The sequence below is a fragment of the Evansella sp. AB-P1 genome, from assembly GCF_029688925.1.
Classification (GTDB): domain Bacteria; phylum Bacillota; class Bacilli; order Bacillales; family Salisediminibacteriaceae; genus Evansella.
Genome location: NZ_JARUKY010000010.1, coordinates 79,888 through 93,111, shown reverse-complemented (window position 1 = coordinate 93,111; position 13,224 = coordinate 79,888). Strand labels below are relative to the sequence as shown.

General features: G+C 36.4%; 13 protein-coding genes. 11 read left to right on the top strand and 2 right to left on the bottom strand.

The annotated features are described in order from the left end of the window. Positions 1 to 4: 4 nt before the first annotated feature. From QA612_RS12155 to spoVM, 5 genes are all read left to right on the top strand, one after another. Positions 5 to 766, top strand: a complete 762-nt coding sequence (locus tag QA612_RS12155) for a Stp1/IreP family PP2C-type Ser/Thr phosphatase (protein WP_278284084.1) — start codon at positions 5 to 7, stop codon at positions 764 to 766. Continuing rightward, positions 759 to 2,792 (top strand): Stk1 family PASTA domain-containing Ser/Thr kinase, encoded by a 2,034-nt coding sequence (gene pknB, locus QA612_RS12150; RefSeq protein WP_278284083.1) that lies wholly within the window; start codon positions 759 to 761, stop codon positions 2,790 to 2,792. The genes QA612_RS12155 and pknB overlap by 8 nt, the downstream gene beginning before the upstream one ends. A 48-nt stretch (positions 2,793 to 2,840) precedes the next feature. Then, positions 2,841 to 3,725 carry a ribosome small subunit-dependent GTPase A gene (gene rsgA, locus QA612_RS12145; RefSeq protein ID WP_278284082.1) on the top strand — a complete coding sequence of 295 codons (885 nt, stop codon included), beginning with the start codon at positions 2,841 to 2,843 and terminating at the stop codon, positions 3,723 to 3,725. Between the two features lie 2 nt (positions 3,726 to 3,727). Next, positions 3,728 to 4,378 (top strand): ribulose-phosphate 3-epimerase, encoded by a 651-nt coding sequence (gene rpe, locus QA612_RS12140; protein ID WP_278284081.1) that lies wholly within the window; start codon positions 3,728 to 3,730, stop codon positions 4,376 to 4,378. Between the two features lie 636 nt (positions 4,379 to 5,014). Next, positions 5,015 to 5,095 (top strand): stage V sporulation protein SpoVM, encoded by an 81-nt coding sequence (spoVM, locus tag QA612_RS12135; RefSeq protein ID WP_278284168.1) that lies wholly within the window; start codon positions 5,015 to 5,017, stop codon positions 5,093 to 5,095. Between the two features lie 391 nt (positions 5,096 to 5,486). Here spoVM and rpmB read toward each other — a convergent pair whose 3' ends face one another. Both rpmB and QA612_RS12125 read right to left on the bottom strand, forming a co-directional pair. Beyond that, a complete protein-coding gene (rpmB, locus tag QA612_RS12130; protein ID WP_217066652.1) occupies positions 5,487 to 5,675 on the bottom strand; it encodes a 50S ribosomal protein L28 in 189 nt (62 codons plus the stop codon). Positions 5,676 to 5,824: 149 nt separating this feature from the next. After that, entirely contained in the window at positions 5,825 to 5,995 is a 171-nt protein-coding gene (locus QA612_RS12125) for a hypothetical protein (protein WP_278284080.1), read from the bottom strand. A gap of 143 nt (positions 5,996 to 6,138) precedes the next feature. Here QA612_RS12125 and QA612_RS12120 point away from each other — a divergent pair, with 143 nt between their 5' ends. From QA612_RS12120 to recG, 6 genes are all read left to right on the top strand, one after another. After that, positions 6,139 to 6,504 (top strand): Asp23/Gls24 family envelope stress response protein, encoded by a 366-nt coding sequence (locus tag QA612_RS12120; RefSeq protein ID WP_278284079.1) that lies wholly within the window; start codon positions 6,139 to 6,141, stop codon positions 6,502 to 6,504. Between the two features lie 21 nt (positions 6,505 to 6,525). Then, positions 6,526 to 8,214 (top strand): DAK2 domain-containing protein, encoded by a 1,689-nt coding sequence (locus tag QA612_RS12115; protein ID WP_278284078.1) that lies wholly within the window; start codon positions 6,526 to 6,528, stop codon positions 8,212 to 8,214. Positions 8,215 to 8,246: 32 nt separating this feature from the next. Next, positions 8,247 to 9,104 carry a DegV family protein gene (locus QA612_RS12110; RefSeq protein WP_278284077.1) on the top strand — a complete coding sequence of 286 codons (858 nt, stop codon included), beginning with the start codon at positions 8,247 to 8,249 and terminating at the stop codon, positions 9,102 to 9,104. Between the two features lie 472 nt (positions 9,105 to 9,576). Further along, positions 9,577 to 10,239: an L-serine ammonia-lyase, iron-sulfur-dependent subunit beta gene (gene sdaAB / locus QA612_RS12105; RefSeq protein ID WP_278284076.1), complete on the top strand. Its 663-nt coding sequence runs from the start codon at positions 9,577 to 9,579 to the stop codon at positions 10,237 to 10,239. Positions 10,240 to 10,266: 27 nt separating this feature from the next. Then, entirely contained in the window at positions 10,267 to 11,157 is an 891-nt protein-coding gene (gene sdaAA / locus QA612_RS12100) for an L-serine ammonia-lyase, iron-sulfur-dependent, subunit alpha (RefSeq protein WP_278284075.1), read from the top strand. A gap of 2 nt (positions 11,158 to 11,159) precedes the next feature. After that, positions 11,160 to 13,193, top strand: coding sequence for an ATP-dependent DNA helicase RecG (recG, locus tag QA612_RS12095; RefSeq protein ID WP_278284074.1), 2,034 nt, complete (start codon positions 11,160 to 11,162; stop codon positions 13,191 to 13,193). The last annotated feature ends 31 nt before the right edge of the window (positions 13,194 to 13,224 follow it).

The following is a 13,224-nucleotide window of genomic DNA, read 5'->3' as shown; positions in this document are numbered from 1 at the left end:
GGAAATGGAAGCAGTTTTTCGTACACATGTTGGCCAGTTAAGGTCACATAATGAAGATGATGGAGCTTATAATTTAGATGAATATGGGCAATTACTCGTCCTTGTTGCAGATGGTATGGGAGGCCATCAAGCTGGTGATGTTGCTAGTATGATGACGAAGGATTTACTATTAAAAAAATGGGACGAAAATAACATTAAATTTAGTCCAAAGGAAGCGGAAGCGTGGCTTTCTGACACTGTTCATGAAATTAATAGGGAGTTATTTAACCATTCAAAAGAAAATCCTCAGTGTGAAGGAATGGGGACAACCCTTGTTGTAGCTATATGTAACGATCAATTTGTTTCTGTAGCCCATGTAGGGGATTCTAGAGGATATATTAAAGATAATAATGGGTTAAAGCAAATTACATCTGATCATTCATTAGTAGGTGAGTTAGTAAGGTCTGGACAAATTACAGAAGATGAAGCTATGCATCATCCACGGCGCAATGTAATATTGCGTGCACTTGGTACAGATGAAACTATTAAATTAGATGTAAATACGATTCATTGGGATGCAGGTTCCTATTTACTTCTTTGTTCAGATGGCCTAACCGATAAAATAGAAGATGGAGATATAAATAAACAATTAGAAATACAGGAGTCTATAACTAATATAGCTGATCAATTGATTCAAATGGCAAATGATCTAGGTGGCGAAGATAATGTCACGATAGCGATAGTCCGTCATGATGAGCCATGTAAGGAAGTGAATGACGATGAATAAGAAACGAATAAATGATCGCTATGAAATTGAAAAACCTATTGGTGGCGGAGGAATGGCAGATGTTTACTTAGCGAGAGACATCATCCTTGATCGAAACGTTGCAGTGAAGGTGTTAAAACCACAATTTTCAGAAGATGAGGAATTCATTAAACGTTTTCGAAGAGAGGCACAAGCAGCTACAAGTTTATCCCACCCAAATGTGGTTAATATCTATGATGTAGGGGAAGAAGATAAATTATATTATATTGTCATGGAATATATAGAAGGATATACATTGAAAGATTATATTCAGCAAAAAGGGAAACTCCATGTACATGAAGCTGTTAGTATCATGGAACAAATTACTTCAGCTATTGAACATGCCCATGAAAACCATATTATCCATCGTGACATTAAGCCACATAATATATTAATAGGAAAAGATCATATCGCTAAGGTAACAGATTTTGGTATTGCACGTGCGATTAGTGAAGCAACTATCACGCATACGAATTCTGTTTTAGGGTCAGTACATTATTTATCTCCTGAACAGGCTAGAGGTGGACATGTCACTTATAAATCTGATATATATTCTCTAGGTATTGTAATGTATGAAATGTTGACAGGGGAAGTTCCGTTTAATGGTGACACTGCTGTATCTGTTGCTATAAAGCATTTACAAAATCCTTTACCATTTTTAAGAGATAAAGATCCATCTATTCCTCAAAGTGTGGAAAATGTAGTTATAAAAGCAACTGCTAAGAGTCCACTAGATCGATATGAGACTGCTGATGAAATGGTTGAGAATTTAATTACAGTTTTTGACGCAAAAAGAAATGGTGAAAAAAGAATTCATATTCCATTAGATGACGCTGATGCGACAAAGGCTGTTCCAATTGTAGGGAATGTTACGCTTGATAATCAAGCTACGTTAGTAAATGGACAAAATAGTGGAGAGCATCCTCTCAATACAAATAATAATACAATCGATAAGCAACCTAAAAAGAAAAAAACAGCTAAATTTTGGGTTACCTTAAGTATCGCAATTTTACTTTTTATATTTGGAGCAATGTATGTTGCATTTTCATTGATTCCTAGCTTACTTCATGTGGACGAGGTTACTATTCCAGATGATCTAGTTGGAATGGAATTTGAAGAAGTTTATGAGATCCTATCAGACCTTGAATTAGAGGTAGAAGAAGAGTATAGCTATAATGACGAATGGGATGAAGGAATTGTCATTAGACACGATCCTGTTGCAGGTCGTTCAGTTAAAGTAGGTACTGTAGTGACTGTATACGTAAGTGATGGTATTGAACCTACTCCTATGGTTAATGTTATTGGTGAAACGAGACAAATTGCTGAACGTCTACTTGAACAATATGATAGTGTAGAAATTGAATATCGTGAATCCTCTGATTATGATGGGGATACGGTGTTAGATCAAACACCAGCCCCAGGAGAATTAGTCATTCCAAATGAAACAGTTGTTTCATTAATTGTAAGTGAACGACCAACGTATATGATGGCTAATTTATATGGAATATCGCGAGATGAAGTTATTGAATCATATGCAAATCATCCATTATTGGACCTTAATTTTGAAGATGGAGAATACCATCCAACAATTGAGGAAGGAACGGTTATCTCTCAATATCCTCCAAGAGGAACGGAAATATCTGAACGAACGGAAGTGAGAATCGTCTTGTCATTAGGACCTGAACCAGAGGAAGAACCAGAAGAACAGCCAATAACCGTAAATGTTCCATTTCTAATGGACGTTTCAGACCTTGACATTTCAGGTAATAATGATAACAATAATGACGATGGTGAACAAAGAGTACGTGTTAGAATTTCGATTCAAGATATGATGTATAGTACTCCTTTTCAAGTAATTGATAGAGAAATCATTGGAGGGGAAGTGTTCCAAATTCCAATGACTGTTGCTCCAGGTGAATCTGGATTTATATTAGCATACGTTGGTGATGAAGAATATCGTGATTCTCCTTATGAATATAGTTACGATGATCTGAAACAATATGAATAAGAACAACAGATAAGGGAGGAATTTTTTTGGTCAATTTTGGAGGTAAGAATGGGGCTAGGTAGAATAGTAAAAGCGTTAAGTGGATTTTATTATGTTGAAAACGAGCATGGGATTTATCAGTGTCGAGGTAGAGGTAATTTTCGAAAAAGAAAAATTACACCACTTGTTGGAGATTGGGTAGAGTTTGATGCAGAAAATCATACAGATGGCTATGTATTAGAAGTTCAAAGTCGTACAAATGAGTTGATCCGCCCCCCTATCGCCAATGTAGACCAAGCTATTCTTGTATTTTCAACAGAGGAGCCATCTTTCAGTCCGTTGCTGTTAGATAAGTTCTTAGTTCACGTGGAAGCAAACAATATAGATCCTGTTATTTGCATGTCAAAAATAGATTTATTAGAGGAAGAGAAAGAAAAAGAAATCCAAACATACGAAGAAGTTTATCGACAACTGGATTACGAAGTAGTTAGTACTTCTATCTATGTTGAAGAGACAATTCAGGCATTACGACCATATTTAATTAATAAAATTTCAGTTTTCGCTGGTCAATCTGGTGTAGGGAAATCTTCTTTATTAAATGCCTTAAAACCAGGAATAAATATTGAAACTGCCCCTATTTCGAAAGCGTTAGGGCGAGGGAAACATACTACTCGACATGTGGAACTTATTCCAATTGAAGAGGGTGGATATGTTGCAGACACTCCTGGGTTTAGCTCTTTAGATTTTCAAGGTATTGAGGCAGAAGATTTAAGTTTATGCTTTCCAGAGATGAGAGAACATATGAAGGATTGTAAATTTAGAGGTTGTATTCATGAGAATGAACCAAAGTGTGCGGTGAAAACAGCTGTTGATAACGGTGAAATAGCAGCGTTTCGTTATAATCATTACTTACAGTTTTTAGATGAGATAAAATCACAAAAGCGGAGGTACTAACATTGATTAAGATTGCTCCATCTATTTTATCAGCAAATTTTGCGAAATTAGGAGATGAAATATTAGATGTAGAAAAGGGGGGAGCTGATTATATACACGTGGATGTAATGGACGGGCATTTTGTTCCCAATATTACAATTGGCCCATTAATTGTTGATGCCATTCGACCATTAACAAAGCTCCCTTTAGACGTACATTTAATGATTGAAAATCCAGATCGATATATTGGTGACTTTATTAAGGCTGGTAGCGATATTATTACAGTACATGTGGAAGCATGTCCTCACTTACATCGGACAATTCATTTAATTAAGGAGATAGGGGGGAAAGCTGGAGTAGTTTTAAATCCTGCGACACCTGTATCTTCAATTCAGCATATCATAGAGGATGTTGATTTAGTTTTATTAATGACTGTAAATCCTGGTTTTGGTGGGCAATCTTTTATCCCAGCTGTTCTTCCTAAAATTACCCAGGTACGCGATTTAGTGAGAGAAACAGGGAAAAATATTGAAATAGAGGTTGATGGTGGAGTTAATCAGGATACGGCCAAGCAATGTATTGATGCTGGTGCAGACGTTCTAGTTGCTGGTTCTGCTATTTATAAAAGTCGTAATCGAGAAAAAGCTATAGCCTCTATACGAGGTACACTGTAGAACATAATTGAAAGAATATCTCATATTAGGTTAACTCCTATATGAGGTATTCTTTTTTGTACTGTAAAAATAGCTAGTGCAATCACCTTACTATAGAATTCTTCAGGGTAGTCCGCCCATGCAAGTGAAGATTTGCGCCATGGAGAATGAAAATACTCATCTGGAGTTCATCCGTTCTATGCGGAAGCTTTCCACGGGCAATGCCTCAGCCTCCACACTTCGCACTATCGTGCCGAAGTGTCGGGGCTTCACCTATTGCTTTTCCAGCAGGAGTCGTCGCCCTCCACTACTGAACCTAACTATTTTCAGGGTAGAATAATAAAATTCACACAAAAGTTAATAAATATAGTTCACAATTAGGTATTTATAAGAATAAGTTATTTAGGTAAGTTAAATATTTTTTAATAACATTATCTTTGTTTATAGGGAGTTTTAGTCTGTAGAAGGTTGTAGCCACGCCATATACCCTTATTTTTGATGTGTAGTTAGCTAGTTTTCTACAAGAAAACTTTTAATGAATGCAGAAAAAAGGGTACTATTTTTATGTGAATGAATATAATGGGTAATAACGAAGCACGTTTAATAACTCATTATGTCCTTTTTATATAGGGCATCTCATTTCGAGGAGGGGGAAAAATGAAGTTTTATACGATTAAACTACCTAGGTTCATCGGCGGCTTTGTAAAAGCGTGTTTAGGCGCATTTAAAAAGGGATAATCCACTAAAATATGACTGAGGATTAATAGCCTCTTTATTGACAACCATTTTATAGGGGAAGTATGTTGATTATTTGTCAACATTAATTTCAAATCATATCTAATAATATCTTTTAAGTCATTGACAATATTATTTAATTTAATGATTGTTCTTATTTAGTGTCAGTAAATTTACTATGCTTTTTTATAATGTAATTGAATTTAAGTGCTTTTATTAAGATATTTGTTGCCATATGGCAATATGGAAAGCTCTGCCTTCGCACTCGGCGAAGACAGAGCCAAAAATCTTTCTATAGTATGTATGGACTACATCCATAATGAAAATGAAAAAACGGCGCTTAGTTAGCGCCGTTTTTTAGTACAACTATTAGTTGCTATTGTCCTATTAAAAGTTATACACGTTCTACTTTCCCTGATTTCAATGCCTTAGCAGAAACGTATACACGCTTAGGTTTTCCATCAACTAAAATGCGGACCTTTTGAACGTTAGCACCCCAACGACGCTTTGTTGCATTTAATGCGTGAGAACGCTTGTTACCAGAACGTGGCCCTTTACCAGTAATAACACATTTACGTGACATAATTTTCCCTCCTTCACATATAACGAGAAGTCCAACCGTTCGTTTTCATTTAACTTAAAAAGTTTAAAAACACTAAGTAATCTTAGCATATGGTTAAAAAGATTTCAAGTCATTTTATGGAATCAATCAAGTGAAATTCCTTGACAGTTCTATTTCATATGATTGTAATAAACTTTATTTTGGGACTTCATTAAGATAGGATGCTTTTTATTATACTCAATTGCATTAATAACTGTACGGAATGAGAAGAGAGCATCTTGTTGCACAATGGAGTCTCGTGGGGCTCCACTCATTCCAATTGGATAATAATTAATTTTCATTCAACAAGCTTCAAAATTTCGTTTGCATTGGAGACTACTCAGAAAGTAAATATCAATATGAAAGGGATTTTCTTTTAAATTCCTTATGTTTATAGTAAAATGGGCTTAGCCATTAAGGTAAAGACCCAAAGGGAGGCATTTTCATGACCATTGAAATGAAAACCAATTATGGAAAGATTGACGTTTCAAAAGAAGTGGTTACCGTAATAGCTGGAGGAGCTGCAATTGATTGCTATGGAATCGTGGGCATGGCTTCACAAAAGCAATTAAAGGACGGAATCACTGACCTCTTAGGGAAAGAAAATTTGGGTAGAGGCGTTGTCATTCGCGAATTGGAAGATGAAGAAATTCACATTGACATGTATATTATTGTAAGTTACGGAACGAAAATTTCAGAAGTAGCTCATAATGTTCAGTCAAAAGTAAAGTATCAGCTCGAACAGATGTTAGGTTTGAAGGTTGATTCAGTGAATATATTCGTACAAGGAGTGCGCGTTATTAACCCATAGTTGAGTTAGGAGGAACATCTTGTGACTATCAAGATTATTGAAGGAGAAAAATTTGCTCATATGTTAATTGAAGGAGCAAATAATTTATCCAACAATTCAAAAACCATTGATGCATTAAATGTATTTCCAGTTCCAGATGGAGATACAGGAACAAATATGAATTTGACGATTACTTCTGGTGTAAAAGAGGTAAAAGGAAATAAGACCGAGCATGTAGGGCAAATTGCAAGTGCCTTTGCAAAGGGCTTACTTATGGGAGCTCGTGGAAATTCTGGGGTTATCTTATCACAACTATTTAGAGGATTTTCAAAATCTGTAGAAGGAAAAGAAACGATTACAGCTAAAGATTTAAGTAGTGCTTTTGAATTTGGCGTTGACATGGCATATAAAGCTGTTATGAAGCCAGTTGAAGGGACGATCCTGACTGTTGCAAAGGATTCTGCAAAAAAGGCGATAGAGTTTTCAAAGAAAAATGATGATACTATTCAGTTAATGGAAGCTGTCGTAGCTGAATCAAAAGCATCATTGAAGAGGACTCCTGATCTTTTGCCTGTACTTAAAGAGGTAGGTGTAGTTGACTCTGGTGGCCAGGGGTTAGTTACAATTTATGAGGGGTTTTTAGCGGTATTAAAAGGGGAAAAAGTTGTAGATCTTGTTCAACATGATTCCCCAAGCATGAATGAATTAGTTCAAATTGAACATCATCAAGCTTCTGCTCAAAGTCACATGTCTACTGAGGATATTGAATTCGGTTATTGCACAGAAGTGATGGTGAAATTTGAATCGGATAAGGTGAAGGAGAATCCATTTAGTGAAGATGATTTTAGAAATACATTAAATAATTTTGGAGATTCTTTACTAGTTGTTTCTGATGAAGATTTACTTAAAGTGCATATTCATGCTGAATATCCAGGTGATGTTATTACAGAGGCACAAAAATTTGGGTCTTTAGTAAATGTAAAGATTGAAAACATGCGTGAACAGCATTCAAGTATTTTAGAACAGGAAAATGCTGAAAACGCTTTAATGATGGAGTCAAAACCAGCAGAAAAAACGGAATATGCCATTATTACAGTGGCCATGGGTGAAGGTATTGCGGATCTATTTACAGGATTAGGTGCCAAAAAGGTTATTGCTGGTGGTCAAACAATGAACCCGGCAACAGAAGATTTCGTAAAAGCTATAGATGAAGCAAACGCGGAAAAGATTATTTTACTTCCGAATAATAGTAATATTGTGATGGCTGCAGAGCAGGCAGCATCTGTATCGGATGGAGAGGTTGTCGTTGTTCCTTCTAAATCTGTTCCACAAGGGTTAGCAGCCTTACTTTCCTTTAATCCATCAGGAACTTTATCTGAAAACAAAAATGAAATGATTGATTCATTGTCAAGGGTGAAAACAGGTGAAGTAACATATGCTGTTAGGGATACTAGCTTAAACGGAGTGGAGATCAAAAAAGGGGACTTTATGGGAATTGTTGAAAAAGATATAGTCTCTACTAAGCCTGATGTCCAAGAAGTTGCAAAAGAGTTAGTTCAAAAAATGTTAGATGAAGATAGTGAAATTATTACGATTATTTATGGAGAAGATCGTTCTGAGGAAGAGGCAAATGTTCTTGTTGCATACCTCGAAGAAAATTTTGAAGAGGTAGAAGTTGAGGTTCATAATGGTAATCAACCACTTTATTCCTACATCATTTCTGTTGAATAATGAGGTTAAATAAAAATTAGGGGGTTGTGTTCATGGCAAAAGTACACATTGTTACTGATTCAACAGCAGATATTCCTAAATCATTGCAAGAAGAATATGAAATTACTGTTGTACCCTTGAAGGTTCATTTTGGAGAAGAGACATTTGAAGATGGTGTTGATTTACATTCCGACCAGTTTTATGGGAAATTAAGAACTGCGGAGAAAATTCCAACTACATCTCAGCCAACCCCTTATCAATTTGAAACGGAATATCGTCGTATAGCTGAGGAGAATGAAGGCTGTGAAATAATTTCTTTGCATTTATCTTCTAAATTAAGTGGTACTTTTCAATCAGCTTATATCGCTTCTCAAACTCTAGGTGATGAAATTCCAGTATCTGTTATAGATACTAAGAGAGCTTCTTATGCTATTGGGATAATCGTAGTAGAAATCAGTCAGTTAGCTAAAAATGGTGCTACGAAAGAAGAGTGTTTAGCGCGATTGGACGAGTTATTGCAAGATACGACTGTGTTTTTTATGGTAGATACATTAGAATATCTTGAGAAAAATGGTCGTATTGGAAAAGCGTCAGCAGTATTAGGTTCATTGTTAAAAATAAAACCGATTCTTTCTTTAAATGATGATGGGGAGGTTTTCCCATTTGAAAAAGTGAGAGGTCAGAAAAAAGCAGTAAGTCGAATACTTCAAGAATTCGATCAAAGGTACGGCAATGAACTAATCAATGTTGGTATTTCACATGCTGATAGTCAATCTGAGGCTGAACAAATGATGGCAAAAATGACAGAACAATTTAATGTGAAAGAAACGGTTATAACTAATATTGGACCAGTAGTAGGGACACATGTTGGTCCTGGTACTATTGCAATCATAGTTACTAAAGTAAAATAAATAAAAATCCAAAATTACCTCAATTGTTATAAATCAAACATTGAGGTAATTTTTTTTGCAATTAGAAAGCTATGGGGGATTGACAGATCTCTGGTGGAAAAGAAAATTCTTAGACTCCAAACGGTGAGATGCATTAACAGATGTTAACACTTATACCATTAGGTGAACGATTTCCGAGGTAACGTCTTATCCCCTACTACATATACATTTTATATACAGCTAGGGATATATGGTCCTGTTTCTTCCTCTATTAGTAATGCTCTGGTGTAATATGCTTGGAGTCAACTAGAAGTTTATTCGTGAAGCATATGCTCGTCGCTGGAGTTGCCGTCCTTCACTACTGAACCATTTTTATTTTCAGGGAAGTTATAATTAATACAAAGATTTAATAATGGTTCAACCATTACTAATTTGTTAATATATAAGTATATAATTTTCGGGAAATAGACATTCACCAAGAGGAGGCATACAGATGAAATATAGAAGTGTATTTGATATTATTGGTCCAGTAATGATTGGTCCATCGAGCTCACATACGGCTGGAGCTGCAAGAATTGGACTTGTAGCTAGACAAATATTTCAAAAGGAACCAACATGGGCTTCTTTCCATCTTTACGGATCCTTCGCAAAGACCTATCAAGGACATGGTACTGATGTTGCATTAGTTGGTGGTGTATTAGGTTTTGATACTTTTGATCGACGAATTACAGATTCGTTAACAATTGCAAAGGACCGTAATTTAGTAATTTCTTTTCATGAAGAAGAGGCCCACATGGATCATCCTAATACAGTTAAAATTCGTCTAGGTGATAAACTGGACACAATGGAATTAGTTGGAATTTCGATTGGTGGAGGGAAAGTTGAAATTAAGGAGCTGAATGGATTTAGCCTTCGATTAAGTGGAAATCATCCAGCAATTTTAGTTGTTCATGATGATCGATTTGGAACAATTGCTAGAGTTTCTACAATTCTTGCAGAAAAGGAAATAAACATTGGACATATGGAAGTATCACGAAAGGACGTTGGGAAAGAAGCTTTAATGGTTATCGAATTAGATCAAAATATAGGAAAAGATATTATGGTGGAAGTAGAATCGTTAGAGCATATAAATAAGGTAACAAAAATTCACGAATAAACGTATAGCTTCAGGGAGGTTACCTCAATGTTTAAAAACGTAGAAGAATTAGTTGCTTTAGCAAATAAGGAAAATATAAAAATTTCAGAAGTGATGATTAGGCAAGAAGTGGATCAGCATGAACGAAGTCGAAAAGAAATTATTAATCAAATGGAAAAAAATTTAGACGTTATGGAAAAGGCTGTGGAACGTGGCACCACAGAGCAGGTGAAATCTGTTTCTGGCTTAACTGGTGGAGATGGAAAGAAACTTTATGAATATATGCAGAAAAATGAAACACTTGCAGGTCCCTTCATCTTAGAAGCCGTTGCAAAAGCCATGGCAACGAATGAAGTAAATGCAGCAATGGGAACGATTTGTGCCACACCAACTGCTGGAGCAGCGGGAGTGGTACCGGGAGCATTATTTACAGTTAAGAATAAACTGAATCCATCTCGTGAGGAAATGGTTCGATTTTTATTTACAAGTGGAGCATTCGGTTTTGTAATTGCTAACAATGCATCTATATCTGGAGCAGCTGGAGGGTGTCAAGCAGAAGTAGGTTCTGCTACAGGTATGGCCGCAGCAGCAATTGTTGAAATGGCAGGTGGCACTCCAGATCAATCAGCTGAAGCAATGGCCATTGCATTGAAAAACATGCTAGGACTAGTTTGTGATCCTATTGCAGGATTAGTAGAAGTCCCTTGTGTTAAACGAAATGCTTTCGGTGCATCAAATGCAATTGTAGCTGCTGATTTAGCATTAGCAGGTATTGTTAGTCGTGTACCTTGTGATGAAGTAATTGATGCCATGTACCGAATTGGTGAGGTGATGCCTTCCACCTTAAAGGAAACGGCTGAAGCTGGATTAGCAGCAACTCCTACAGGGCGCTATTATAAAGAGAAAATATTTGGAGCTAGAACAAAAAAGGGTGAATAATAATGAATCGTCCAGTCTCAGAAATACAAGGGGTCGGCCCGAAAATGGTGGAGCAATTAGGAGAAATGGGAATACTAACAACGGAGCAGTTGTTAGAGTATTTACCATTTCGATACGAGGATTATGCCATTCGTCCAATAACAGAAGGACAGCATGATGAACGAATTACAGTACGGGGAACTGTGCATAGTGAACCTGATCTTCGTTTTTATGGGAAAAATAAATCACGACTAACCGTTCGCGTACTCGTGGACGGTCTATTAGTGCAAGGAATCTTTTTTAACCAACCTTACTTAAAAAAACAAATCATGTTAGGTGATTCCATTGTAATAAACGGAAAATTAGATAAAAATAGATTAGTCATAACAGGGGGGACTATTAAATCACAGAAGGACACGGTAGATGGGGGGTTAGAACCAGTATATTCTGTAAAGGGAAACATGAAAGTAGTAGCTTTTCGGAAACTAATTAGACAAGCCTTTAGCCAATTTTCAAACGATGTTATAGAGATCTTACCCTCTCAGCTACTAGATACATATCGGTTAATGGAACGGCAGGAGACTATAAGACAACTACATTTTCCATCCACCATTGAATCATTGAAACAGGCTAAAAGAAGAATGATATACGAAGAATTTCTATTATTTCAGTTGAAAATGCAATTACTACGAAAGAGAGAAAGGGAAGGAGATATTGGGCAAAAAAAAATCTTTCAAATGGAAGATGTTCAGGCTTTCATTGAACAATTACCATTTCCCCTTACGAACGCGCAAAGCAGAGTACTACAAGAAATATTATCTGACCTACAACTAGATTTGCGTATGAACCGTCTCCTCCAAGGGGATGTTGGATCAGGAAAAACTGTCGTTGCAGCTTGTGCACTTTTCGCAACTGTAATAGGAGGATTCCAAGGAGCATTAATGGTTCCAACAGAAATATTAGCAGAGCAGCATAAAGCATCACTTGCTGAGTTACTTGAACCGTTTAATATAAATGTTGCTCTTTTATCTGGTTCAGCAAAAGTTAAAGAACGACGAGAAATATTAAATGACCTTCGAGAAGGGAAAATAAACATTCTTATTGGAACACACGCACTGATTCAGGACGGTGTTGATTTTCATCATTTAGGTTTAGTTATTACGGATGAACAGCATCGGTTTGGAGTGGAACAACGGAGAATATTAAGAAAAAAAGGCCTAAGACCTGATGTTCTATTTATGACGGCCACGCCTATCCCTCGAACATTAGCTATTTCTGCTTTTGGGGATATGGATGTTTCCGTAATTGATGAAATGCCCAAGGGAAGGAAAGCTATTGATACTCGGTGGGCAAAGCCATCGATGCTTCCGAGAGTAATAGAGTTTTTAAAAAGAGAGCTTGCTAAAGGTCATCAAGCTTATATTATATGCCCATTAATTGAAGAATCAGAAAAGCTCGACGTCCAAAATGCTATAGATGTACATAATCAATTACAAGGAGAGCTCCTCCCATTTGAGGTTGGTTTAATGCATGGGCGGTTGTCTTCTGCAGAAAAGGATTTAGTCATGAAGCAATTCTCTGAGAACAAAGTGAATGTCCTTGTTTCAACAACAGTAGTTGAAGTGGGGGTTAATGTACCAAATGCTTCGGTGATGGTTATATATGATGCGGAAAGATTCGGTCTAGCTCAGCTTCACCAGTTAAGAGGTCGTGTAGGTCGTGGTGATACACAATCTTATTGTGTTTTGTTAGCTGACCCAAAATCAGATGTAGGAAAAGAACGAATGAAAATCATGACAGAAACGAATGATGGATTTAAGCTTTCTGAACGTGACCTTGAGTTAAGAGGTCCAGGAGATTTTTTTGGAGCTAAGCAAAGTGGCTTACCAAAATTTAAAGTTGCGGATATTATTGAAGATTATCGTATATTAGAAATAGCGAGAATGGATGCTGCGAAATTAATTCAATCAGAAGCTTTTTGGAATAATGATGCCTACCGTTTTCTAAGGATATATTTAAAGAATGAAGGTATGTTTGAAGATGAAAAACTAGATTAACAAGATTATAGTTGAAAATGACTTGCTTCAA

Excerpts from the sequence above, each read along its gene's own strand:
- QA612_RS12155 (WP_278284084.1), top strand. The coding sequence starts at position 5 with ATGGAAGCAGTTTTTCGTACACATGTTGGCCAGTTAAGGTCACATAAT.
- pknB (WP_278284083.1), top strand. The coding sequence starts at position 759 with ATGAATAAGAAACGAATAAATGATCGCTATGAAATTGAAAAACCTATT.
- rsgA (WP_278284082.1), top strand. The coding sequence starts at position 2,841 with ATGGGGCTAGGTAGAATAGTAAAAGCGTTAAGTGGATTTTATTATGTT.
- spoVM (WP_278284168.1), top strand. The coding sequence starts at position 5,015 with ATGAAGTTTTATACGATTAAACTACCTAGGTTCATCGGCGGCTTTGTA.
- rpmB (WP_217066652.1), bottom strand. The coding sequence starts at position 5,675 with ATGTCACGTAAATGTGTTATTACTGGTAAAGGGCCACGTTCTGGTAAC.
- QA612_RS12125 (WP_278284080.1), bottom strand. The coding sequence starts at position 5,995 with ATGAAAATTAATTATTATCCAATTGGAATGAGTGGAGCCCCACGAGAC.
- QA612_RS12120 (WP_278284079.1), top strand. The coding sequence starts at position 6,139 with ATGACCATTGAAATGAAAACCAATTATGGAAAGATTGACGTTTCAAAA.
- QA612_RS12110 (WP_278284077.1), top strand. The coding sequence starts at position 8,247 with ATGGCAAAAGTACACATTGTTACTGATTCAACAGCAGATATTCCTAAA.
- sdaAB (WP_278284076.1), top strand. The coding sequence starts at position 9,577 with ATGAAATATAGAAGTGTATTTGATATTATTGGTCCAGTAATGATTGGT.
- sdaAA (WP_278284075.1), top strand. The coding sequence starts at position 10,267 with ATGTTTAAAAACGTAGAAGAATTAGTTGCTTTAGCAAATAAGGAAAAT.
- recG (WP_278284074.1), top strand. The coding sequence starts at position 11,160 with ATGAATCGTCCAGTCTCAGAAATACAAGGGGTCGGCCCGAAAATGGTG.